22 protein-coding genes and 4 tRNA genes are annotated in these 22674 nt (G+C 70.2%); 20 read left to right on the top strand and 6 right to left on the bottom strand.

Annotated elements, in window-relative coordinates:
• The first annotated feature begins 86 nt into the window (after positions 1 to 86).
• On the top strand, positions 87 to 1235 hold the full coding sequence (locus tag ACFFCA_RS10065; protein WP_375484331.1) for a DUF2235 domain-containing protein: 1149 nt from the start codon (positions 87 to 89) through the stop codon (positions 1233 to 1235).
• Between the two features lie 189 nt (positions 1236 to 1424).
• Complete coding sequence (locus ACFFCA_RS10060) at positions 1425 to 4541, top strand: carboxypeptidase regulatory-like domain-containing protein (RefSeq protein ID WP_375484323.1); 3117 nt, start codon at positions 1425 to 1427, stop codon at positions 4539 to 4541.
• Positions 4542 to 4808: 267 nt separating this feature from the next.
• Here the strand turns inward: ACFFCA_RS10060 and ACFFCA_RS10055 are convergent, their stop codons facing one another.
• The 3 genes from ACFFCA_RS10055 to ACFFCA_RS10045 form a co-directional block, all read right to left on the bottom strand.
• Positions 4809 to 5972, bottom strand: coding sequence for a GGDEF domain-containing protein (locus ACFFCA_RS10055; RefSeq protein ID WP_375484310.1), 1164 nt, complete (start codon positions 5970 to 5972; stop codon positions 4809 to 4811).
• Positions 5973 to 6292: 320 nt separating this feature from the next.
• A complete protein-coding gene (locus ACFFCA_RS10050; RefSeq protein WP_375484308.1) occupies positions 6293 to 7354 on the bottom strand; it encodes a 2-oxoacid:ferredoxin oxidoreductase subunit beta in 1062 nt (353 codons plus the stop codon).
• Positions 7355 to 7357: 3 nt separating this feature from the next.
• Positions 7358 to 9226 (bottom strand): 2-oxoacid:acceptor oxidoreductase subunit alpha, encoded by a 1869-nt coding sequence (locus ACFFCA_RS10045; RefSeq protein ID WP_375484306.1) that lies wholly within the window; start codon positions 9224 to 9226, stop codon positions 7358 to 7360.
• A gap of 291 nt (positions 9227 to 9517) precedes the next feature.
• On the opposite strand from ACFFCA_RS10045, the gene ACFFCA_RS10040 reads away from it, so the two are divergent.
• The gene (locus ACFFCA_RS10040) at positions 9518 to 9928 is read left to right on the top strand and encodes a hypothetical protein (RefSeq protein ID WP_375484304.1); all 411 of its coding nucleotides are present in this window, start codon (positions 9518 to 9520) and stop codon (positions 9926 to 9928) included.
• Between the two features lie 28 nt (positions 9929 to 9956).
• On the opposite strand, the gene ACFFCA_RS10035 is transcribed toward ACFFCA_RS10040, so the two are convergent.
• Positions 9957 to 10445, bottom strand: a complete 489-nt coding sequence (locus tag ACFFCA_RS10035; RefSeq protein WP_375484302.1) for a beta-class carbonic anhydrase — start codon at positions 10443 to 10445, stop codon at positions 9957 to 9959.
• A gap of 66 nt (positions 10446 to 10511) precedes the next feature.
• Between ACFFCA_RS10035 and htpX the strand changes: the two genes are divergently transcribed.
• On the top strand, positions 10512 to 11372 hold the full coding sequence (gene htpX, locus ACFFCA_RS10030; protein ID WP_375484300.1) for a zinc metalloprotease HtpX: 861 nt from the start codon (positions 10512 to 10514) through the stop codon (positions 11370 to 11372).
• 390 nt (positions 11373 to 11762) lie between these two features.
• The gene (rarD, locus tag ACFFCA_RS10025) at positions 11763 to 12677 is read left to right on the top strand and encodes an EamA family transporter RarD (protein ID WP_375484298.1); all 915 of its coding nucleotides are present in this window, start codon (positions 11763 to 11765) and stop codon (positions 12675 to 12677) included.
• A 53-nt stretch (positions 12678 to 12730) separates the two neighbouring features.
• Here rarD and ACFFCA_RS10020 read toward each other — a convergent pair whose 3' ends face one another.
• Positions 12731 to 13222, bottom strand: coding sequence for a YajQ family cyclic di-GMP-binding protein (locus ACFFCA_RS10020; RefSeq protein WP_375484296.1), 492 nt, complete (start codon positions 13220 to 13222; stop codon positions 12731 to 12733).
• A 110-nt stretch (positions 13223 to 13332) separates the two neighbouring features.
• Between ACFFCA_RS10020 and ACFFCA_RS10015 the strand changes: the two genes are divergently transcribed.
• From ACFFCA_RS10015 to rplA, 15 genes are all read left to right on the top strand, one after another.
• A tRNA-Tyr gene (locus tag ACFFCA_RS10015) sits at positions 13333 to 13417 on the top strand.
• Between the two features lie 336 nt (positions 13418 to 13753).
• Positions 13754 to 13826 (top strand) — tRNA-Thr (locus tag ACFFCA_RS10010).
• Between the two features lie 44 nt (positions 13827 to 13870).
• A tRNA-Met gene (locus ACFFCA_RS10005) sits at positions 13871 to 13944 on the top strand.
• A gap of 23 nt (positions 13945 to 13967) precedes the next feature.
• Positions 13968 to 14147 (top strand): 50S ribosomal protein L33, encoded by a 180-nt coding sequence (gene rpmG, locus ACFFCA_RS10000; protein ID WP_375484294.1) that lies wholly within the window; start codon positions 13968 to 13970, stop codon positions 14145 to 14147.
• Between the two features lie 219 nt (positions 14148 to 14366).
• Positions 14367 to 15077, top strand: coding sequence for a TetR family transcriptional regulator (locus ACFFCA_RS09995; RefSeq protein ID WP_375484292.1), 711 nt, complete (start codon positions 14367 to 14369; stop codon positions 15075 to 15077).
• A complete protein-coding gene (locus ACFFCA_RS09990; RefSeq protein WP_375484290.1) occupies positions 15074 to 15451 on the top strand; it encodes a DUF4873 domain-containing protein in 378 nt (125 codons plus the stop codon). The genes ACFFCA_RS09995 and ACFFCA_RS09990 overlap by 4 nt, the downstream gene beginning before the upstream one ends.
• A gap of 37 nt (positions 15452 to 15488) precedes the next feature.
• The gene (locus ACFFCA_RS09985) at positions 15489 to 15938 is read left to right on the top strand and encodes a MaoC family dehydratase N-terminal domain-containing protein (RefSeq protein ID WP_375484288.1); all 450 of its coding nucleotides are present in this window, start codon (positions 15489 to 15491) and stop codon (positions 15936 to 15938) included.
• Entirely contained in the window at positions 15935 to 16366 is a 432-nt protein-coding gene (locus ACFFCA_RS09980; RefSeq protein ID WP_375484286.1) for a MaoC/PaaZ C-terminal domain-containing protein, read from the top strand. Before ACFFCA_RS09985 ends, ACFFCA_RS09980 begins: the two co-directional genes overlap by 4 nt.
• The gene (locus ACFFCA_RS09975; protein WP_375484284.1) at positions 16363 to 16869 is read left to right on the top strand and encodes a DUF2505 domain-containing protein; all 507 of its coding nucleotides are present in this window, start codon (positions 16363 to 16365) and stop codon (positions 16867 to 16869) included. The genes ACFFCA_RS09980 and ACFFCA_RS09975 overlap by 4 nt, the downstream gene beginning before the upstream one ends.
• Positions 16848 to 18338, top strand: coding sequence for a peptidase M1 (locus ACFFCA_RS09970; RefSeq protein ID WP_375484282.1), 1491 nt, complete (start codon positions 16848 to 16850; stop codon positions 18336 to 18338). Before ACFFCA_RS09975 ends, ACFFCA_RS09970 begins: the two co-directional genes overlap by 22 nt.
• A gap of 224 nt (positions 18339 to 18562) precedes the next feature.
• A tRNA-Trp gene (locus ACFFCA_RS09965) sits at positions 18563 to 18635 on the top strand.
• A gap of 111 nt (positions 18636 to 18746) precedes the next feature.
• Positions 18747 to 18980, top strand: a complete 234-nt coding sequence (gene secE, locus ACFFCA_RS09960; protein WP_375484280.1) for a preprotein translocase subunit SecE — start codon at positions 18747 to 18749, stop codon at positions 18978 to 18980.
• A gap of 171 nt (positions 18981 to 19151) precedes the next feature.
• Positions 19152 to 20090, top strand: coding sequence for a transcription termination/antitermination protein NusG (gene nusG / locus ACFFCA_RS09955; protein ID WP_375484365.1), 939 nt, complete (start codon positions 19152 to 19154; stop codon positions 20088 to 20090).
• Positions 20091 to 20126: 36 nt separating this feature from the next.
• Complete coding sequence (gene rplK, locus ACFFCA_RS09950) at positions 20127 to 20558, top strand: 50S ribosomal protein L11 (RefSeq protein ID WP_375484278.1); 432 nt, start codon at positions 20127 to 20129, stop codon at positions 20556 to 20558.
• 79 nt (positions 20559 to 20637) lie between these two features.
• Positions 20638 to 21360, top strand: coding sequence for a 50S ribosomal protein L1 (gene rplA, locus ACFFCA_RS09945; protein WP_375484276.1), 723 nt, complete (start codon positions 20638 to 20640; stop codon positions 21358 to 21360).
• Positions 21361 to 21550: 190 nt separating this feature from the next.
• Here the strand turns inward: rplA and ACFFCA_RS09940 are convergent, their stop codons facing one another.
• Entirely contained in the window at positions 21551 to 22459 is a 909-nt protein-coding gene (locus ACFFCA_RS09940; RefSeq protein WP_375484274.1) for a T3SS effector HopA1 family protein, read from the bottom strand.
• Positions 22460 to 22674 lie beyond the last annotated feature (215 nt).

Raw genomic sequence — 22674 nt, 5'->3', positions numbered from 1 at the left:
CCAACGAGTGTCCCCGCCCTGACGCGGCACACGGGCCTGTCGTGAAGCCGGTCACGGGTGGGTCCGCTCGACATTCTGGTGTCGACGTGACGAGAGGGACGACGATGACGGCCCTGGGCGGCATGATGGCCCCCGAGGAGGGTGCGATGCCGAAGCGTCTGGTGGTGTGTTGCGACGGCACGTGGAACCGGCCCGACCAGGTCACCAGCGCCGCTCCGCCCGGCGGCGGTGCGAAGGTCACCGTCTCTGCGCCGACGAACGTTGCCAAGCTGGCTCTCGTTGTCCGTCCGCAGGACGCGTCCGGAATGCGGCAGTGCATGTACTACCACCCGGGGGTGGGCACGACCCGCGGCGAGCGGTTGCGGGGCGGCGCGTTCGGGCTGGGTCTGGCCCGCAACGTTCGCGACGCCTACCGCTATCTGGTCGACTGCTACGAGCCGGGCGACGAGCTGTTCTTCTTCGGGTTCAGTCGCGGTGCGTTCACCGCGCGCAGCGTGGCCGGCTTCGTCCGCAATGCGGGCATCCTGCGCCCCGAGCACGCGCACCGGCTCGGGGACGCCTATGCGCTGTACCGCAGCCGCGGCGCGCACCCGGTCAGCACCGAGGCCCGGCTGTTCCGTGCCTCGTACTCCTACGAGCCACGCATCCGGTTCGTCGGGGTGTGGGACACCGTCGGCGCCCTCGGTATCCCGCTCGACGGGTTCCCCTGGCTGAACAGGCGCAATCAGTTCCATGATGTCGCGCTCAGCTCGATCGTCGACGCGGCCTACCAGGCCCTGGCGATCGACGAGCGCCGACGGCCGTTCCGGCCGGCCGTGTGGGCGCCCTCGACCACGCCCGGGCAGATCCTGCAGCAGGTCTGGTTCTCCGGCGTGCATTGCGACGTCGGCGGCGGCAACGCCGGGCACGGGCTGTCCGATATCGCTCTTGCCTGGCTTGCCGCGAGGGCGGGCGAGTGCGGCCTGGACCTCGACCACGACGCGCTGCTGGGCGGAACCTGGGACGAACGCTTCCCCGGCGGCGGGCTCGAGCCCGACCCGCTGGCCAAGGCCGGCACGTCCTACAAGAGCTTCTACCGGCTCACCCGGCCGTGGCGCCGCCCGATCGGCGTCTCGTCACCGGATGCCGAGTCGGCTGCGTCGAGCGCCGCGCTACGGCGAGAACAACTGCTCCAGTACCGCGCACCGAATCTCGACCAGTATCTCGAAAGCGGCGGCAGCGTCACGCAGGTCTGAGCCCCGAGGAGGCGGCCGCGAAAGTGACTTTGACGGGCTTTGCGACAAGGCGCGCGAATGCCTCATCTCGCGCTTGACGTGCAGTAAGCCGAAAGTGAAGATTCGTCGTCACACATAGCTGATCTTGCTCCTGGACGACCGAGGCCAGCGGCACGCAACGTGACCCGGCCCGTCCCTGGAGTAACAGTGATGCACTTACGCCGCCCGCTTGCCCTGGTGTCCGCCGGCGCTCTCACGCTGGCCGGGTTCTGGGGCCTCGCCCCGTCTGCCACTGCCTCGACTGCATTGCCGCCGGTGCGTTCCGCGACCGCGAAGCAGGTCGCCGACGGTTCTGTCGCGCTGGCCTGGACCAATCCTGCCAAGGCGACCGCCACCGTCGTGCGCATGGCTCGCGGCGGGACCGCCCCGCGGACCGCGCGATCGGGTACGTCCGTCGCCACCGTCCGGACGCCGCACCGTTCGGTCTCGGTGCGGCACCTCGCGCTCGAGACCACCTACTCGTTCGCGCTGTTCTCGACCCGCGGGCACGGGACGTACAGCAAGGCGTCCGTTGTCCGGGTCATCACCCGTCCGGCCGGCGTCTACGCCGTCCACGTCACGAGCACCGAGAACTCGTTGTCGCTGCACTGGACGAACCCGGCCGCCTCGATGATCAGCGGAATCGTCGTGCGGTACGCCGCGGGCCGTGTCGTGCCTGCAGGTCCCACGTCGGGAAAAAGCGCAGCCCTGTCATCGAAGGCGTCCTCGGTCACCATCGCCGGCCTGACGCCCGGCATGGCCTACGCGGTAGGCATCTGGGTGCGCGACAGCCACGGCCATTACTCGGCGCCGGCCGGCGTTCGCGGGTCCACGGTGCCGCTGCCCGGTGCGGTCAGCGAGCTGACGCAATCGATCAAGGCACCGTCGGCCGTGCTGCGGTGGCGTAACCCGACGACAGCGAGCTTCACGGGGGTCCGTGTCTGCCGCACCGACGGGGTGACGACCACCGCCCCGAACCCGGCGTCCTGCGTCGTGACGGGGACGGACGGCACCGAGCTGGGGAAGGTGACCACCTACCACGACCCGACGATCGCCGTCGAAGGCGTGTACACCTACTGGGTCTTCGCCCACGACGACCTCGGGCACTACGCGTCGGGCGCGTCGGTCTCCGTGACCGGGCCGCCGGCCGCGGTGTCAAGTGCGGGCGCACGGAAGTACAGCGCGACGTCCGCCCTGGTGACCTGGACCGCCCCGCACGGAACCGACGTCCGGATCTGCCGGGTGGACAGCGGCGTCACCGCTCCGGACCCGGACGCGTGTGGCGCCACCCAGAGCCACGACGGCTCCACCACCGGTTCGACGAGCGGGCTGTTCGTCGACGGCACGGCCCTGCCCGGCCGCAGTTACGACTACTACGTGTTCGTCCGCGACGGGTCCGGCGTGTACTCGGTGCCGGTCGAAGCAGGCCTCACCATGCCGACGCCCGCCGGCGCGACCGTCGAGGGGACCGTGTCCGGTACGGGCTCAGCCGGGGTTGCCGGCGTCACCGTCTACCTCATCGCCCCGAACGGGCGCCCGGTCGCCGATACCGACGAGGACGGTGTGCCGGATTCGGACGTCATCGCGCACACGACCACGCACCTCGACGGCACCTACGCGTTCACGTCCGGCGCCACGAACACGGACGGCCTCGCGCCGAACAACGTCGGCGCGTACGTGTGTGTCGACGCGACCGGTTCGGACAGTGACGAGCAGACCGGGTACGCCTCCGGGTGTCATGGATCCTCAACGGCGTGGGGCACCGACCCCGAACGTCCGATCGGAGGGCGAGTGCCGTTGGCCAACGGCGTCATCGACACCGCGGACGTCGCCCTGACCGCAGGCGGGGCGATCGCGGGAACGGTGCTCGCGAGCAGCGACCACAAGCCGGCCGCGGCCGAGGTCGACGTCTTCTCCACGACGACCGCCCAGGAGTCCGACGTGCCCGTGGGCCCCACCGGTTCCTACAGCGCGTCCGGGCTCAACCCGGGAACCTACGTCGTCTGCTACTACGGCGAGGCCTCCAAGGCCGCCCCCACCGGTTACGCCCCGCAGTGCTATCGCAGTGCGCTGGTCGGTACGTCCACCCGGCCCACGACGGTGCAGGTCAGGGCCGGTGTCGTCACCAAGGGTGTGAGCGACGCAGTGACCACGGGCGCGCAACTCTTCGGCCAGGCCTTCGACGCCAGCACCAAGACCGCGCTGGGCGACGTCGACGTCTACGTGTTCGACAGCAACAACGAGCTGGTCGCCGCCGACACCACGGCAGCGAACGGTGCGTACTCGATGGCCGGCCTGCCGGTCGGGCTCCCGCTCACCGTCTGCGTGGACGGCGAGTACTCCACCGCGAACTCGTCCGGTCCAGGCTACGACGCCGAGTGCCATTCGGGTGTCCCGTGGGACGTCGTGGACGCTCCCGGTCCGGCGGCACCGGTGACGCTGACCGCGGGCCTGAACTCGCTGAACTTCGACCTTGCGCACACCGGCGCGGTCAGTGGCACCGTGACGAACGCGAATGGCTTCGGGGTCGGCAACGTCGGCGTGACCGTCTTCGGTTCGACCACCGACGCGGCAGGCCGGCCGCTGGAATGGGACGGGGTCACCGACTCCTCCGGCGCCTACCTCGTCGGCGGGCTGCCCGCGGGGAGCTACCGAGTCTGCTTCGACGCGCGCCACACCGACTCACCGACGACGCACGGCCCCGGCTACGCCTCCCGGTGCAACGGGGTGCCGACCTGGAATGGCGCGGGCCCCGTTGGCGACCCGGTATCGGTCACCGTCGACTCGACGACACCGTTGGCCGCAAGCCTTGAGCGAGCGGGCGGCATCGACGGTGTGGCACGAGACGGGAACGGTGCGCCGCTCACCGACGTCGCCGTGACCGTCTTCGACGCGACGGGCGCGACGGCAGGAACCGTCCGCACCGGCGACGACGGCAGCTATTGGATCCCCGGTCTGACCGCTGGGTCGTACCGCGTGTGCTGGTCCGGCGCGGGTTCGATCTCGGTCGACACGACGGCGCCGGTTGGCTACTCGTCGGGGTGCCAGGGCTCAAGCACCAGCTGGGACGGCGGGGCTCCGGCTGCCGGTGCAGCCCAGGTCGACGTCGCCACTGATCAGGCAAACCAGCAGGATCTCGCCTTGACGCCGCTCGTGGCCAGCGCACCGCGGGCCGCTCTCCGCACGACGCGCGTCGCAACCGCGCAGGTCGCGTCGAGCGGGCGATCGATGGCGATCAGGGCGACCGAGCGGCTCGCCGGCCGTGTGATGCACCGACCGGCGCGGTAGCGGCCGCGGTCAGCTCACCATTGCGGTCAGCTCACCATTGCGGGCAGCGTTGCGGTGTCTGACCGCGGTGCGACCACCATCGTCTGATCACCACAGAAGCAACGCGCACGGGGACCCTCCCAAGTCCGAACTATCCCCCGTGAAATACGCGTAAAGCCTAACTTGAATTCGCTACGCAGGGAAGTGGGCTGAGGTGAACGGCGCGTGGCCGGCAAATGTGCAGCCGGCAGCGCGAGGCCGGGCTGAGGTGACGGCGGTGCGATTGGGTCAGACGTGGGCGGCGACGTCGACCTTGTTTCGGCCGGCGTTCTTGGCGCGGTAGACGCCCGCGTCGGCACTGGCCAGCAGCGTGTCGAGCGCGATGGCGTCGTGCCCCGTGGACGAGGCGGCACCGACCGAGACGGTGACCCTGACCGGGCCGGCGTCGGTGTCGATCGGCTCGTCGGCGATCGCAGCGCGCAGCCGCTCGGCGATGATCTGGGCCGTAGCTGCGTCGGCGTCGGGGAGCCAGACGGCGAACTCCTCGCCGCCCCAGCGCGCCAGCTCGTCCTGCTCCCGGAGCTGCCGGCGCAGCCGGGCCGTGACCTCGAGGATCACCTGGTCGCCCACCAGGTGCCCGTGGGTGTCGTTGACCTTCTTGAACCGGTCGATGTCGACGATCAGGACCGCGCCGGTGCCGTGAGCTGCCGCAGACGTGACCGCGGCCCAGCCGCGCGAGTTCAGCAACCCGGTCTTCGGATCGGTGCGGGCGGCGGTGGCCAGCTCCTCCGTCAGGCAGGCCCGCTGCAGGAAGGCAGTGAGCCCGAGGACGAGCGGGGTCAGCACCAGAGCGTGGGTGGCCAGCAGGGCCAACATGAGGCCGATGGTCAGGGCGCCGAGTTCAAGGCCGACGCTGCTGGCCGGCGGCACGACCGCGCGCCAGGGTCGCGGGGTGCCCGAAGGCGTCCGGAGCCGCATCGCAGTCAGCCCGACCGCGAGCGCCGTCGTCGTGTAGACCAGCAGCTGGACGACCAGCCCGGCCTGGGCCAGCCAACCGGGTGCCGATTCCGGGATCAGCTGGCCGACGAGATGCGCGGCGCCGGCGGCCATGATCGTGGCCGCCAGCGAGAAGGCGTAACGGAACAACGGCTCGGTGCGGTCGAGACGGGTGTAGTACCAGCGGTGGCCGTACACGGCCAGGACGGCCAGGCACGCCCACCCCCACGGCAGCACCAGGACCGCGGCGGCCGTCCAGACCGACGTCTGGTCGCTCCAGGTCGGCCCGTCGGCATGCAAGAATCGGCGCAGGGTCGCCGGGCGGCGCGACAGCTCCGTGTACGCGATGCTCAATCCGACGATCACAGTTGCTCGAAGCGCGGTCGAGCCGGTAATACTCAGACCGGCGAGAGCCAGGACCACCAGGGCAGCTGCGGCGACCTCGGCGGTCGCCATGTACAGAGAAACTGGATTCAAACGGACATTGCGCCGTCTGAGTACTAGCCCTAGCAACCCCGCACCGCCCATCATGGAGTGGTCCCGTTCGCCGCGGGACCCAAATGTCCGACTCAGCAAGCCGGAAGTCGAGCGTGGAGGGAGACGACATGTCGAACTGGCACTTCTAAATCGCCCGAAGCAAAAATTAGGTGAGATCCGGCGCGAGCGCAACACCTTGACCGCGCGTCGGCGTTTCGCCGTACCCGTAAATGCTCAGGTGGGGACGGTCGTTCCACAGGGACGACCGTCCGGTGGTGGGATCAGCAGCCAGGGACCGCTCAGGCCGTTACGGTCCAGGTGTCGGCGCCGGCGATGAGCTTCTGCAGCGCCGCGGCGTCGCCGGGCTGCGCGGCGGCGGCCTGGTCGAGCTGGTCGGCCATCATGGTGTCGTAGACCGGGCGGGACACGTCGCGGAAGACGCCCATCGGGGCGTAGGCACCACCGTCAGCCGCACCGAGCGTGCCGGACGACAGCCGCGACAGCGCGAACGCGTAGCTCGGGTCCTCCCGGTTGGCGTCGTGCACCACCACCCGCCGCCCGTCCTGCAGCTCGACAGCGCCTGCCGGCACGTCAGTGGCGACGGCCAGCGCGCCGTACTCGTCGCGGACGACCGCCTTGGAGCCGTCGGCCCCGAACCGCAGCGGCTGGCCGTGCTCCATGCGGATCGTCCAGTCGTCGCGGGTCTCGGAGTCCTTGAGGACGTCGAACGCGCCATCGTTGAAGATGTTGCAGTTCTGGTAGATCTCGACCAGCGCCGTGCCCTCGTGCTCGGCGGCTGCGCGCAGCACACCCTGCACGTGCTTACGGTCGGAGTCCAGGGTCCGCGCCACGAACGTGGCCTCGGCGCCGAGGGCGACCGACACCGGGTTGAACGGCGCGTCGATCGAGCCCATCGGCGAGGACTTGGTGATCTTGCCGAGCTCGGACGCGGGTGAGTACTGGCCCTTGGTCAGCCCGTAGATCCGGTTGTTGAACAGCAAGATCTTGAGGTTGACGTTGCGGCGCAGAGCGTGGATCAGGTGGTTGCCGCCGATCGACAGCGCATCGCCGTCGCCGGTGACGACCCAGACCGACAGGTCGGGCCGCGAGGACGACAGGCCCGTCGCGATCGCCGGCGCACGGCCGTGGATCGAGTGCATCCCGTAGGTGTTCATGTAGTACGGGAACCGGCTCGAGCAGCCGATCCCGGACACGAAGACGATGTCCTCCTTGGGGACCCCGAGCTCGGGCATGAAGCCCTGCACCGCGGCCAGGATCGCGTAGTCACCGCAGCCGGGGCACCAACGAACCTCCTGGTCGGTCTTGAAGTCCTTGGCCTTGAGACCCAGGTCGTTTGCCATCGGTTATTCGGCTCCAATCGCGGCGAGCAGCATCTCGGCCAGCTCGTCGGCCTTGAACGGCAACCCTCGCACCTGGGTCACGCTGATCGCGTCGATCAGGTAGCGGGCGCGGATGAGGGTGGCCAGTTGCCCGAGGTTCATCTCGGGGATGACGACCTTGTCGTAGCGGGCGAGGATTTCGCCCAGGTCGTCGGGGAACGGGTTCAGGTGACGCAGGTGGGCCTGGGCGATCGACGCGCCGGCGGCCCGCACCTGGCGGCACGCGGCGCCGATCGGGCCGTAGGTGGAGCCCCAGCCCAGCACGAGCACCCGCGCGTCACCGGACGGGTCCTCGACCTCCATCGGCGGCAGCGACCGGGCGATGCCGTCGACCTTGGCCTGGCGGGTGCGGGTCATGAAGTCGTGGTTGTCCGGGTCGTAGCTGATGTTGCCGGTGCGGTCGGCCTTCTCGATGCCGCCGATGCGGTGTTCCAGCCCCGGGGTGCCCGGCACCGCCCACGGCCGGGCGAGGGTCTCGACGTCACGCAGGTAGGGCAGGTACTCGCCCTCGCCGCCGTTGGCCTCGGGGTCACCGTTGCGCTCGGTCTGGAACTCGACGTGCAGGTCGGGCAGGTCGTCGACGGACGGCACCACCCACGGCTCGGAGCCGTTGGCGAGGTAGCCGTCGGAGAGCAGGAACACCGGGGTGCGGTAGGTCAGCGCGATCCGCGCGGCCTCGAGGGCGGCGTCGAAGCAGTCGCCGGGGGAGCGCGGCGCGACGATCGGGACCGGCGCCTCGCCGTTGCGCCCGTACATGGCCTGCATCAGGTCCGACTGCTCGGTCTTGGTCGGCAGCCCGGTGGACGGGCCGCCGCGCTGGATGTCGCACACGATCAGCGGCAGCTCCAGGCTCACCGCCAGCCCGATGGTCTCGCCCTTGAGCGCGATGCCCGGGCCGGAGGACGTGGTGATGGCCAGCGCCCCGCCGAAGGCCGCACCGAGCGCCGCGCCGATGCCGGCGATCTCGTCCTCGGCCTGGAAGGTGCGCACGCCGAAGCGCTTGTGCTTGGACAGCTCGTGCAGGATGTCGCTGGCCGGGGTGATCGGGTAGGCGCCCAGGAACACCGGCAGCCCGCTGCGCTGACCCGCCGCGACCAGCCCGTAGGCCAGGGCCAGGTTGCCGCTGATGTTGCGGTAGGTGCCCGGCTCGACGCGGGCCGGCTTGACCTCGTAGGAGACGCCGAACGCCTCCGTCGTCTCCCCGAAGTTGTAGCCGGCCTTGAACGCCGCGACGTTGGCCTCGGCGATGTCGGGCTTGGTCGCGAACTTGGTCCGCACGAAGTTCAACGTGCCCTCGGTCGGGCGCGAGTACATCCAGCTCAGCAGCCCCAGGGCGAACATGTTCTTGCTGCGCCCGGCGTCCTTGCGCGACAGCTCGCTGCCCTCCAGGGCATCCAGTGTCAGCTGCGTCAGGTCGACCGCATGCACCTGGAACCCGTCCAGCGTGCCGTCCTCGAGCGGATTGCTTGACCAACCCACCCGGGCCAGCGCGCGGGTCGTGAAGTCGCGGGTGTCGACGATCAGGGTGCCGCCCTTGGGCATGTCGCCCAGGTTCGCCTTGAGCGCGGCCGGGTTCATCGCCACCAGCACATCCGGCCGGTCGCCCGGGGTGAGGATGTCGTGGTCGGCGAAGTGCACCTGGAAGGACGAGACACCGGCCAGCGTGCCCTGCGGCGCACGGATCTCGGCCGGGAAGTTCGGGAACGTCGCCAGGTCGTTGCCGAACACCGCGGTCTCCTGGGTGAACCGGTCACCCGTCAGCTGCATGCCGTCACCCGAGTCCCCGGCGATGCGAATGACGACCTGGTCGAGCTGTTCGACGTTCTTGGCCATGCTGTGCACTGCCTCCGGGCATCGAGTTCGCGGGTCGCGATCAATGCTTATCAGGAAGCGGCATCGCAACCACGTCAGTCTACTTACAGGTTTGTCCGGTTGTGTCGTGTGGCGCGTCACTGCCAGGCAGGTTCGTGCCACTCCCGCGGTCGGCACAGACGCTGAGAAATCGGGATGATGGGCGGGTTCACCCGGGACGTAAGGCCTTGTCCGAATGGTCCGCGTCGTGATCGACCCCTGGTTGCGGGGTACACCCCAGCCACGCTCGACAGCCCCCCGAAGGAGTCCGCCATGGCCGACCTGGTTCTTCCGGCATTCGAGATGGACTGCCGTGACTGGATGGTGGTCAGCCCCGACGAGGCCGGCCTGCCGGACGAGGCCGAGGGCGCGCCTCTGCTGGCCGTGCTCAGCACCATGGTCGTCGAGGAGGACATCCGCGAGGCCACCGGTGCGCTCACCGTCGGCATCATCGAGGACGAGGACGACCTGGACACCCGCGCGGTCGCGCCGGGCTCGGTCGCCCACCAGCTCCTCGACGTCGACCCCGAGCCGGGCACCCGCCGCTACGTCATGCCCGCACCGGGCACCCAGCGCCTGGCCCTGCTCGCCGAGTTCGTGGTCGAGGCCGACTGCGAGGACGAGCTGGACCACCGCGTCGAGCGCCTCATGGCGTCCTTCCGCTGGCAGGAAGACGTCGCCTGACGCTCGACCCGCCTGACCCGACGACGGGTCAACTCGCCTCGGCGAGCAGTCCCGTCTCGACGTCGAACACGAAGGCCCGGACGGAGTCCCGGTGCGGGAGCCACGCACAGGTGCGTGCCCTCGCCAGCGAGCGTCTGGCCTGCTCCTGGACATCGGTGAAACCCGGGACGTCCCACTCCGGGCGCTCGCCGGTCTCGTCCGCGAGACCTGACCGGAACGCCTCGTCGTCGAAGCGGTCCATGCCGCAGTTGGTGTGGTGCACGATCGCGATCTCGCGCGTCCCCAGGTTGCGCTGGCTGATGGCCAGCGACCGCAACATGTCGTCGGTGAGCAGGCCTCCTGCGTTGCGCAGCAGGTGCGCGTCACCGATGGCGAGACCGAACGCGCCGAACAGGTCCAGCCGCGAGTCCATGCAGCTGACGACCGCCAGCCGCAGCTTGGGCTTGAGGGGCCGGGGGCCCGGGAAGGTCTCCGCGTAGCGGCGGTTCTCGAAGACAAGGTGGTCGGTCGCGCTCATTTCCCGAGCTTCTCATCCGGCGGACGCGCAGGGAACGCGGACGGGTACCTCGCGCGTTTCACCGACATGCATCGCTTCCAGAACGGCCTGAAGACGGCCGTGCTGTTCGGGTTGCTCGGGGGGCTGCTCGTCGTCGTCGGCGGGGCGCTCGGCGGTCGCAACGGCTTGGTCATCGGACTGCTCCTGGCCCTGGGCATCAACGCCTACAGCTACTTCAACTCCGACAAGATCGCCCTGCGCTCCATGGGGGCGCGGCCGGTCAGCGAGGTCGAGCAGCCGGCGATGTACCGGATCGTCGGTGAGCTCGCGAACTCCGCGCGCCAGCCCATGCCGCGGCTCTACGTCTCGCCGACCGCCCAGCCCAACGCCTTCGCCACCGGCCGCAACCCGCGGCACGCCGCCGTCTGCGCCACCGCCGGGATCCTGCAGATCCTCGACGAGCGCGAGCTGCGGGCGGTGCTCGGCCACGAGCTCAGCCACGTCTACAACCGCGACATCCTCATCTCCTCCGTGGCCGGCGCCTTCGGGGCGGGCATCACGATGATCGCCAACTTCGCGATCTTCTTCGGCGGGGGTGGCGACCGCGATCGCAACCCGTTCGTCGAGCTGCTGATGCTGTTCCTCGGCCCGCTGGCGGCGTCGATCATCCAGCTGTCGATCTCCCGGTCCCGGGAGTACCAGGCCGATCAGAGCGGCGCGGAGCTGTCCAACGACCCGCTGGCCCTGGCCTCGGCCCTGCGCAAGCTCGAGGCGGGCACGGCGGCCGTCCCGCTGGTGAAGACGCCGCGGCTGCAGACCGCGTCGCACATGATGATCGCCAACCCGTTCGGCAACATCCGCTCGCTGTTCTCGACGCACCCGCCGATGGACAAGCGGATCGCCCGGCTGGAGCAGATGGCCCGCTCGGACCCGCGCTACCAGCGCTGAGCCGCTCGAACCCGCCCTACCGGTGCTGACTCAGGCGGGCTGACTCAGGCGGGCCGATTACGCCGTGCCGACTCAGGCGTGTCTGGTCAGGCGATGGTGCAGTGCTGCCTGCAGCAGCGTGGTCATGGTCGACCGGCGACGCCGGTGACGGATGGTCGGGACGTGGGCCGGCAGGTCGGGGCTGAAGGTCCTCGGCATGTCGTCGCGCCACTCGGGGGAAGTCCGCGTCGAATACATGCACCGACAGTGACACACGAGGGTCTTTCGGTCACTACTTGGAGCTTTAATTTCTGTTAAATCTTGGGCTTAATGTCCGGATGGGGTGGAAGCGGCCCGGCAGGCGCGAGAGCGGCCCGGCACCGCATGCCGCGCGGTTCGTACGCTGGCCGGGTGGAGGACGAGCGGCGTGGCCTGATCTACGGCGCGTCCGCCTACATCCTGTGGGGCATCTTCCCGCTGTACTTCCCGCTGCTCGAGCCCGCCGGGACGATCGAGATCCTCGCCATGCGGATGATCTTCTCGCTGGTCGTGATGGCCGTCGTCGTCGGCGTCGGCCGCAACGGGGCCGGGGTCCGGGCCATCCTGCGCGACCGGCGCCAGTTCGGCCTGCTGGCCGCGGCCGCCGTGCTGGTCAGCGTCAACTGGGGCACCTACATCTACGGCGTCAACAGCGGCCACGTCGTGGAGACCAGCCTCGGCTACTTCATCAACCCGCTGATCACCATCGTGCTGGCGGTCCTGTTCCTGCGGGAACGGCTGCGTCCGGCGCAGTGGACGGCGGTCGCGATCGGCGTCGTCGCGGTCGCCGTCATCACCGTCGACTACGGCCGGCTGCCCTGGATCGCACTCGTGCTCGCGTTCTCCTTCGGGCTGTACGGGTTCTGCAAGAAGCAGGCGCACGCCGGGGCCGTCGAGTCGATGGCCGTTGAGACCGGGGTGCAGCTCGTCCCCGCCCTGATCGCGGTCGGCGTCATCGCCGGCCAGGGCGACCTGGTGTTCGGCAGCCGCGTCCCGACGTCGTTCCTGCTCGCCGGCACGGGCCTGATCACCGCCGTGCCGCTGCTGCTGTTCGCGGCCGGCACCCGTCGCCTGCCGCTGTCGACGATCGGGTTGCTGCAGTACCTCGCCCCGGTGCTGCAGTTCGCGGTGGGCGTCGGCATCCGGCACGAGCACGTGCCGGTCACCGAGCTCATCGGCTTCTGCCTGGTGTGGGTGGCGCTGGTCGTGCTCAGCGTCGACGGCGTGCGCCACCAGCGGGCCTCGCGCCGGCTGGCCCGGGCGGCCGCCGACGCCGTCGCCGCCTGACCGGTTGCCCGGCGGTCGACGAACCGCGTTCAGCGGTAGTTGGCGAACTGCGCTCAGCGGTAGTTGGCGAACTGGACGGGGAAGTCGAAGTTGGCCTCGCGCAGCAGCGCCTGCACGTCCTGTAGGGCGTCCTTCTTCTTGCCCGACACCCGGACCTGGTCGTCCTGGATCGCGGCCTGCACACCCTTGGGCCCGTCGTCCTTGATCAGCTTGACGATCTTGCGGGCGTTGTCCTTGTCGATGCCCTGGCGCAGCGTGCCGGTGATCGCGTAGCCCTTGCCCGAGGAGTGCGGGTCGCCGGCGTCGAAGGCCTTCATCGAGATCGAGCGCTTGACCAACTTCTCCTTGAAGACGTCCAGGGCCGCCCGGACGCGCTCCTCGGTGTCGGCCTTGATCGTGACGCCGAGCTCGCCGGCCCACTCGATCGAGGCGTTGACACCCCGGAAGTCGAAACGCTGGGCCAGTTCCTTGGCGGCCTGGTTGAGCGCGTTGTCGACCTCCTGGCGGTCGACCTTGCTGACGACGTCGAAGGACGGATCGGCCATGACGTTGCGACCTCCTGTTGTTCGGCCCGGGGCGGCGCTCGGGTAGTCTCTGTGGCTGTTACACCCCAGTTCCACCCAGTACGACAGATCCACTGTTCATGCTCTACCGCGGCGGGTTGCCCGAGTGGTCAAAGGGAGCGGTCTGTAAAACCGCCGGCTCAGCCTACGTTGGTTCAAACCCAACACCCGCCACCAGTTCACGTCCCGGCCCCGGCTTGCGAGCCGGGGCCTCGTACGTTCCGCGCCCGGCGCTCGCCGGCTGCCGCAGGTGTGCTGCCGATCCGTCCGGCGCGGGGCGTTGGTGCCGTCCGTGCTCGCCATTGGTCCCGCCGTTGGTCCCGCAGATTGCGACAAATCGGGCAAAGGCGGGGGTACTGCTTGCACCCGGGCGTAGGTGCTGCATACTGATTGGCGTCAGGCCGCCGACCCCCCCGTTCGGCGGCCTGACTCATGTCCGCAGCAGGTGGACCGCGGGCAGGCCGATCGCGCCGGTCGTGTAGGCTGGCTCGCTGGCGCGAGGGTAGCGCCGAGGCCCCCTTAGCTCAGTCGGCAGAGCGTCTCCATGGTAAGGAGAAGGTCTACGGTTCGATTCCGTAAGGGGGCTCTGCGCGGGCCGGGAATTGCCGGTTCCGCGTTGCAGTTCCACCAGGCGGGGTAGCTCAGGCTGGTAGAGCAAACGGCTCATAATCGTTGTGTCGCGGGTTCAAGTCCCGCCCTCGCTACATCCTCGTGCACGTATCACTGAATGAAAGGCCTGCTCGTGGCAGCCACCGACGTTCGTCCGAAGATCACCCTGGCGTGCCAGGTGTGCAAGCACCGCAACTACATCACCGTCAAGAACCGTCGTAACGACCCCGACCGGCTGGCGATGCAGAAGTTCTGCCCGAACTGCGGCAAGCACACCGAGCACCGCGAGACGCGCTGACCCAGCTGCGTCGCAGTTCCAGGCCTCGTCCGATCCGGACGGGGCCTGTCTGCTGTCCGGGGCTCTTCGCGCCTACGTCGTTGCGGCGACAACCTCGGTAGCGGGCAATCACCTGACGTGACAGGATGTCACGGATACTTGACCGTACAGTGGGGCGTGTCGCACATATCCGACGAAGCCTCCGCAGCCGGTGCGGTGTCTCGTCGGAGAGGAGGCGTTATGTCCAGAACCATCATCCGCGAGTCCGCTCCCACCGACGGCCGGCGCCTGCGCTGGACGCAGCACCGTGCCGAACGGCGCGCCGCCTTCGTCGAGGCCGGGGTACGGGCCATCGACGTGTACGGCGCCGGGGCGTCGGCCGAACAGATCGCCGAGGCGGCCAACGTCAGCCGCACCGTCCTCTACCGCTACTTCCGCGACCGCGAGGACCTGCGCCAGGCCATCGCCGAGTGTGCGGTGCAGCAGGTGCTCGACAGCGTCATGCCCAAGCTGCGGCTGACCTCGGACAGCACCCCGCACCAGGTCATCCACGCCACGGTCAGCGTCATCGTCGGCTGGCTCGACGAGCACCCGAACCTCTACTACTTCCTGCGCAACCGCACCGACGTCTCCTCCCTGGAGTCGGTCGAGAAGACGCTGGCCGACACCGTGGCCTCGCTGCTCAAGCTGGTCATGGTCTTCTTCGGCATGAGCAGCGACGTCGCCGAGCCCGGCGCGTACGGCATCGTCGGCTTCGTCGAGGCCAGCGGCGGCTGGTGGCTGCAGCACCGGACGATGTCGCGCGACGCGTTCACCGAGATCGTCTGCACCGGGGTCTGGCACATGCTCTCCGGCGCCGCCCGCGACGCGGGCGTCGACCTCAGCTACGACGAGCCGCTGCCGCTCGGCGCGCTCACCCAGACACCCCAGACCGCGGAGGTCACCACGTGAACGATGCCGGCTCCGACGCCCACGACGACGGGTACCGCGGCCCCGCCGAGCTGATCGTGGGCGACGGCGACGTCGTTGCCGTCGACGTCGTGCTCGCCGGCCATTTCGACCCGATCAGCGGCCACTACAGCTGGTACGGACGGGTGGCGGCCGCACCGGCCGTCACCGCCCTGATCGAGCGGGGGGTGCGCGCAGTCACGCTGCGCACGCCGCACGCCAGCGTGCAGACCAAGCTGTCCGACGTCGACCCGTGGGGTCGGCCGCGCGTCGAGGGCTTCGGCGACACCCCGTTCGAGGTGCTCGACACGGTTCTCGACGACACGGTTCTCGACGACACCGTGCCCGCCAACACGGTGCCTGCCGATCCGCGCTGAACGCGCCCGTCCGCAGCGCATCCTCTAGCCTGCGCTCATGCCCGTCGACCCGTCCTTCGTCGGACGCACCTACCCGCCGAGCGAGCCGTACCGGGTGAGCCGCGAGAAGATCCGCGAGTTCGCCGACGCGATCGGCGACCCGAACCCCGCCTACCGCTCCGTCGAGGCCGCGCGCGCCCTCGGGCACGCCGATGTCGTGGCGCCGCCGACCTTCGCCATCGTGCTCACCCTCAAGGCCGGCGAGGCGTTCCTGTTCGACCCCGCCGCGGGGGTCGACTACAGCCGCGTCGTGCACGGCGACCAGCGCTTCGTGCACGAGCGCCCGCTCGTCGCCGGCGACGAGATCACCACCGCGCTGACCGTCGACACCATCCGCTCCGCCGGGGGCAACGAGATCATCGGCAACAGCACCGAGGTGCGGACCACCGACGGCGAGCTGGTCGCCACCGCGTACGCCACCATCGTCGTGCGCGGGGAGTCGTCATGACGGCCCCGTTCGCGGTCGGCGACGCGCTGCCCGCGCAGGACTTCCCGATCCACCGGGTAGACCTCGTCCGCTACGCCGGTGCGTCGGGCGACTTCAACGTCATCCATTGGAACGAGCGCGTCGCGACGTCGGTGGGGCTGCCGAACGTCATCGCCCACGGGATGTTCACCATGGCCGCGGCCGTCCGGGTCGTCACGGACTGGACCGGCGACCCGGGCAGCGTCGTCGAGTACGGCGTGCGGTTCACCCGGCCCGTCGCCGTGCCCGACCCCGACGGCACCGTGCTGCACGTCGAGGCGGCGGTCCGCGCCGTCCGTGACGACGGCCTGCTGGAGATCGACCTCACCGCCACCGTCGACGGGCAGACCGTCCTGGCCAAGTCCCGCGCGGTGACCCGACCGCCCCGCCCCGCGAACGGAGCAGCATGAAGATCGAACGCACCTTCGGCTACGACATCTCGACCGACGAGGCCGTGGCCATGTCGTGCGACCCGGCGTTCCAGGAGCGCAAGTGCGCCGACGCGGGTGCGCTGAGCTGGACGGTGCACATCGACACCCGTGACGACGGCTCGACCGCGATCAGCACCCGCCGCAAGCTGCCCACCGCCGGCTTCCCGTCGATGCTGCGCAAGTTCCTGCCCGAGGGCATGACCTCGACCGAGCTCATCACGTGGGCGCCGGCCACCGAGGTCGGCGGCACGCGGACGGCCACGCTGTCCGTCGACTTCCACGGGGCGCCGACCTCGATGCACGGCACCATCGAGGTTCGTCCGACGCCCGCGGGCGGATCCGCGATCCGTCTACGGGCCGAGTTCAAGGCGTCGGTGCCGCTGATCGGCGGCAAGGTGGAGAAGCTGGCCTCGCCGATCATTCTCGAGGTCATCGACTCCGAGCAGCGGACCGGCACGGCGTGGCTGGCCGCAGCCGCCTGACCCGCACCGCGGCGCTGGTCGCGGGCGTGGCCACCGCGACGCTGGCGGCGGCGACGCTGGCGGCGTGCACGTCGACCACCGCCGGCCGGGGATCCACCGGCTCCCCGCGTGCCGACGGTGCGTCCCGGCGGGCGTCGGGCCCGGCCGCGCCGTCCGCCTCGCCGTCCCGCACGGCCCCGTCGTCCGGAGCGTCGTCGTGCCCGGCGCGGTACCCGTCGCCGGACCCGAACCGCCCCCGGATGCGCCTGTCCTTCACCGTCTCCGACGACCTCACCACCGTCACCGGGCGCGAGCAGATCGCGTTCACCCCCGACCGCCGGATCACCGAGCTCGTCTTCCGGCTCACCGCGAACACCAGGCCCACCGTGCAGCAGGGCAACCGCATCGTCGTCCGCTCGGCCACCGCCGACCACGGTGGCGGCCGCTTCACCGTCAGCCCCGCCAACGCCGCCCCGTCCACGCAGGGCGGGCTGCTGCACATCCCGTTCGCGTCGCCGGTCGCGGCGGGCACCACGGTGAACGCGTCGATCGCGTTCACGGTGACGCTCGGGCAGATGTCCTTCGACCGCTTCGGACGCACCGACGGCTACGCCTGGTTCGCCTCGGCGCAGCCGCTGCTCGCCTGGCAGCGTGGCTACGGCTGGCACACCGAGGACCTCATCGACGTCACGGCCGAGAGCGCGACCAGCGAGGCGATGGACGTCGACCTCACCGTCACCGCCCCCGGCCGCGACACCGTGATCGCGTCGGGCGACCCCGCCGACCCGTCGGCCTCGAGCAGCCCACGGACCTGGCACTCGCACCTGGACTCGGCCCGCGACGTGAGCGTCTCCGTCGGGCCGTTCTCGGTCTCGGACACCACCGTCGGCGGGGTGAAGCTGCGGCTGGGCGCGTTCAGCCCGGCCATCCGGGACTCCCTCGTCCTGGAGTTCACCCGCGCCATCCGGTCCCTGGTCGCGCTGCTCGGGCCGTTCCCGTTCCCGTCGCTGTCCGTGGCGCGGTTGCCGGCCGGCGGCGGCGGGATCGAGTACCCGAGCTCGATCCTCATGCTCGACGGCTCCCGGCTCGTCGCCGTCCACGAGACCGCCCACCAGTACTTCTACGCGATGGTCGGCGACTCGCAGTCGCTGCACCCCTGGCTGGACGAGGCCTTCGCGCAGTACACCGAGGAACGCATCGACGGCGACGCCCCGAACGACCGGGCGATCGACGCCCCGGGCCGGGTCGACAGCTCGGTCGAGTCCTACGGCGCCGACTCCGACCGGTACTACTTCACGACCTACAACAAGGGCGCCGCCGCCCTGCACGCCGCAGAGCGTGCCGCCGGCACCGGACCGTGGGACCGGGCGCTGCGCTGCTACGTCGCCGCCAACGCCTGGCGCATCGTGGTGCCGGCCGACTTCCAGCGGGCGATCCGCACGTTGCCCGCGTCGATCGCCGTCCTGCGCAAGGCCGGCGCCCTGCCCTGACCGGGTCACCGACGGTATGCAGACGCGCGGGCCGGGACCCGCGCGTCGGCATACCGTCGGCCGAAGGCTGCCGGCTTGGAGTCGGGTGGCCCGGACCCGTAGACTGGCGCGTCGGGGTCCGATGTGGCCTTGCGTCAGCATGCTCACCGACCAGCCCACCAGCGGTCCGCGAGCGGCCGGGGCGAGGCGACGGGGCCCCGGCAGCAGGCTCTTCGCACCATCGGAGGGGCGTGGCTCAATTGGTAGAGCACCGGTCTCCAAAACCGGCGGTTGCAGGTTCAAGTCCTGTCGCCCCTGCGCACGTCAGCACCAGTTCGTCCGTACCACCGCACCACTCAGTTCCACCGCACCACCACCCGTAACGCACCGACGATGACCGATCGGTCATCCCGACGCAGGAGGTAGCTCGTGACCGCCACGCGCACCGAGTCACCCGCCGCCCGCCCCTCCCGGGGCCGTGGCGGCAAGCCGACTCGTTTCGTCCGCGAGAGCGTGTCCGAGATGCGCAAGGTCCTGTGGCCGTCGCGCAGCGAGCTGGTCACCTACGCCGCCGTCGTCATCGTCTTCGTCGTGATCATGGTGGCGCTCGTGTCGGGCCTCGACATCGGCTTCGCGAAGCTGGTGGTGCTGCTGTTCGGCTAGCCCGGACGCGCGCCACCCGCAGCACGACCGTCACACCAGAGAAGAGAGACAGTGTCCACCTCCCCGTCCGACGAGACGCCCGACGAGACCTCCGAGGAGCTCGGCCCCATCAGCAGCGAATCGGCCGAGGCCGCTGAGTCCGGCCCGGCCGACCTGTCCGCCGCCGCACGCATGCTCGGCGCCGACGACGACGAGCCCACCGAGGACGCGGCCGACGACGGCGAGTCCTTCGATGCCGACGCGAACGCCGACGCCGAGCCCGACCTCTCCGCCGAGCCGAACCTCGACGACCTGGGCACGGCGGAAGCGGCCGACAGTGTCGAGGACGCCGCGGTCGAGGCGCCCGCCGCCGACGACGCCGAGACGGCCGTCGTCGAGGGCTCGGACACCCCGGCAGGCGCCGAGGACACGGTCGCCGAGGACACGGTTGCTGTGGACACGGTTGCTGTGGACACGGTTGCTGTGGACACGGTTGCTGTGGACACCGTCGACGAGGACGAGGACCCGGTCGAGGCGCTGCGCCGCGAGCTGGCGTCGTCGTTCGGCGAGTGGTACGTCGTCCACTCCTACGCGGGTTATGAGAACAAGGTGAAGACCAACCTCGAGAGCCGCATCCAGAGCCTGGACATGGAGGACTACATCTACCAGGTCGAGGTGCCCACCGAGGACGTCGTCGAGATCAAGAACGGCAAGCGCCAGCAGGTGCAGCGCAAGGTCTTCCCCGGCTACATCCTCGTGCGCATGGACCTCAACGACGAGTCCTGGGGCGCCGTGCGCAACACCCCCGGTGTCACCGGCTTCGTCGGCGCCACCTCCCGGCCCTCGCCGCTGACCCTGGACGAGGTGCTCAAGATCCTCGCCCCGGCCACCCAGCGCGCCGAGAAGCTGGCCCAGCCCGGCAAGACCGGCACGGCCGTGGCCGACAAGCCGGAGATCCAGGTCGACTACACGGTCGGCGAGTCGGTCACCGTCATGGACGGCCCGTTCGCCACCCTGCCGGCCACCATCAGCGAGATCGACGCCATGCACCAGAAGCTGCACGTGCTGGTGTCGATCTTCGGACGCGAGACTCCCGTCGAGCTCTCGTTCAGCCAGGTCTCCAAGATCTGAACCACGAACACCCACCGTCGATAACGAAGAGAAGTCATGCCACCCAAGAAGAAACTCACCGCGATCATCAAGCTGCAGATCTCGGCCGGTGCGGCCAACCCCGCGCCGCCGGTCGGCCCCGCGCTCGGCCAGCACGGCGTCAACATCATGGAGTTCTGCAAGGCCTACAACGCGGCCACCGAGAGCCAGCGCGGCCAGATCGTGCCCGTCGAGATCTCGGTCTACGAGGACCGCTCGTTCACCTTCGTCACCAAGACGCCGCCGGCTGCGCGCCTGCTTCTCAAGGCCGCGGGCGTCGACAAGGGCAGCGGCGAGCCGCACACCAAGAAGGTCGCGAAGGTCAGCATGGCCCAGGTCCGCGAGATCGCGGAGTCCAAGATGGAAGACCTGAACGCCAACGACATCGACCAGGCCGCGAAGATCATCGCCGGCACCGCCCGCTCCATGGGCATCACCGTCGAGGGCTGATCACAGCCCCCGCACCACCGCACGTGTGGGAGGCAACGCACCCGTTGCCGCCTGACCACTGACAGAGAGAAGAACAGCCATGGCTCAGCACAGCAAGGCCTACCGCAAGGCCGCGGAACTCATCGAGGACGGCAAGCTCTACTCGCCGCTCGAGGCCGCCACCCTCGCCGCCCAGGCGTCCCCGACCAAGTTCGACGGCACGGTCGAGGTCGCGATGCGGCTCGGCGTCGACCCCCGCAAGGCCGACCAGATGGTCCGCGGCACGGTCAGCCTGCCCAACGGCACCGGCAAGACCGCCCGCGTCATCGTGTTCGCCACCGGCGACAAGGCCGAGGCCGCCCTCGCCGCAGGTGCCGACAAGGTGGGCAGCGACGACCTCATCCAGGAGATCACCGACGGGTTCCTGGATTTCGACGCCGCGATCGCCACCCCGGACCAGATGGCCAAGGTCGGGCGCATCGCGCGTGTCCTCGGCCCCCGCGGCCTCATGCCCAACCCGAAGACGGGCACGGTGACCCCGGACGTCGCCAAGGCCGTCAGCGACATCAAGGGCGGCAAGATCAGCTTCCGCGTCGACAAGCAGGCCAACCTGCACCTCGTCATCGGCAAGGCGTCGTTCACGCCCCAGCAGCTGGTCGAGAACTACGCGGCCGCGCTGGACGAGATCCTGCGCGCGAAGCCGTCGGCGGCCAAGGGCAAGTACCTGAAGAAGGTCACCTTCGCCACGACGATGGGCCCCGGCATCCCGGTGGACTCCAACCGCACCCGCAACCTGCTCGAGACGGCCGACGCGACCGCCTGAGCACCCGCACCATCCGCTGGAGCCCGGCGCTCTTCGTGGGCGCCGGGCTCTCGCACGTCCGGGCCGCCTGGTCTGATCAGGTCTTCCTTCCGAGTTGCCGGTTGCCGGCCCGAGTCCGGCAACTCGGGAGGAAGACCTGATCGACGGGACGGTGCGCCACGGTGTCGTCAGCGGCTGCGCCACTATTCCGTCAGCGGCTGCGCCATGGTGCAGCCGGGTGCACCCCGTGCGCGGTGAACACCGACGCGATGGCGCCCAGCGGGTCGTCGGCCGCGGCCGGCTGCCGCAGGGCCAGCGCGATCAGGTGGCACCGGTGCTCGCCGAACGTCATCCCGTTGGTCGGCGCGATCGTCAGCGCGGCGCCGGGCCGCAACGGCGCGGACAGCGGTGAGGCGACCGGGTTCAGCAGCCCGGACACCTCGTCGAGCAGGTTGTCGGGCAGCGCGTCGAGGTCCGGCAGGATCAGCACCGCCCCGCCCACCCGCCGCATGCGGCCCGCGCTGACGGCGCAGCCCAGCAGCCAGGACTCCGACGAGTCGAGCAGGGCCGACGTGATCACCCGCACGAAGGCGCCCAGCCGGGCCGGACGCGGGCTGAAGGCGATGCTCATCGACCGGGCACGGTCGCGCGGGGGCGTCCACGACTCGCCCCACGTGCGCCACCAGCCGTCGGTGGCGACGACGTCGTGACGGGCCAGCACGCTGAGCCCCGAGCTCGTCCGGCGCACGTCCGCGCCGGCGTGGGCGGCCCGGTAGACGCCGGCCAGCGGGCGCACCGTCGGCCGCGCCGTCGACGTGCGGCCGGCGAACCGGGGAACGAACCAGTCCCGGTGCAGCAGGGTCGCGACGTTGGTGCCGTGCGGGGCCGACCGCGCTAGGAGCACCGCGGCCTCGAGCTGGCTGCGTGCCCAGTCGGGCCACGGGTCCGTGCGCCGTGGTGTCCCGGAGACGGCCGCGGCGCCCCCCGTGTGCGCTGCCGCGGCCGCCCCCCGGACGGCGGTCGGCGTCGGCGGCGCGCTGCGGCGTCCGGCCAGGTCCTGTCGCGGCGTGTCGTCCCCCCGAGCGAACGCCGTCCCGACCGGTGCCTGCCGCTGCGCCATGTCCCCACCTCTCGTCGACCGTCACGTCACAGGAGCCGGGTCGGCGGCGCGCTGATACCTCCCACCGGACATCGACATCCGGAAATCCGACGGGGCCGGCATGTATCAAGGGCTCGGTGTCACGCTCCGTCTCACCATGAACACCGTGACCACCGGAGTGGCGGCGGCAACGCGCGCGAGGAGCGGTGTCTCGCCGCGCGGGCTGCGATGCACGG

The sequence above is a fragment of the uncultured Jatrophihabitans sp. genome (assembly GCF_964252635.1).
GTDB lineage: Bacteria > Actinomycetota > Actinomycetes > Mycobacteriales > Jatrophihabitantaceae > Jatrophihabitans.
This window is presented reverse-complemented; position numbering and strand designations above follow the sequence as displayed.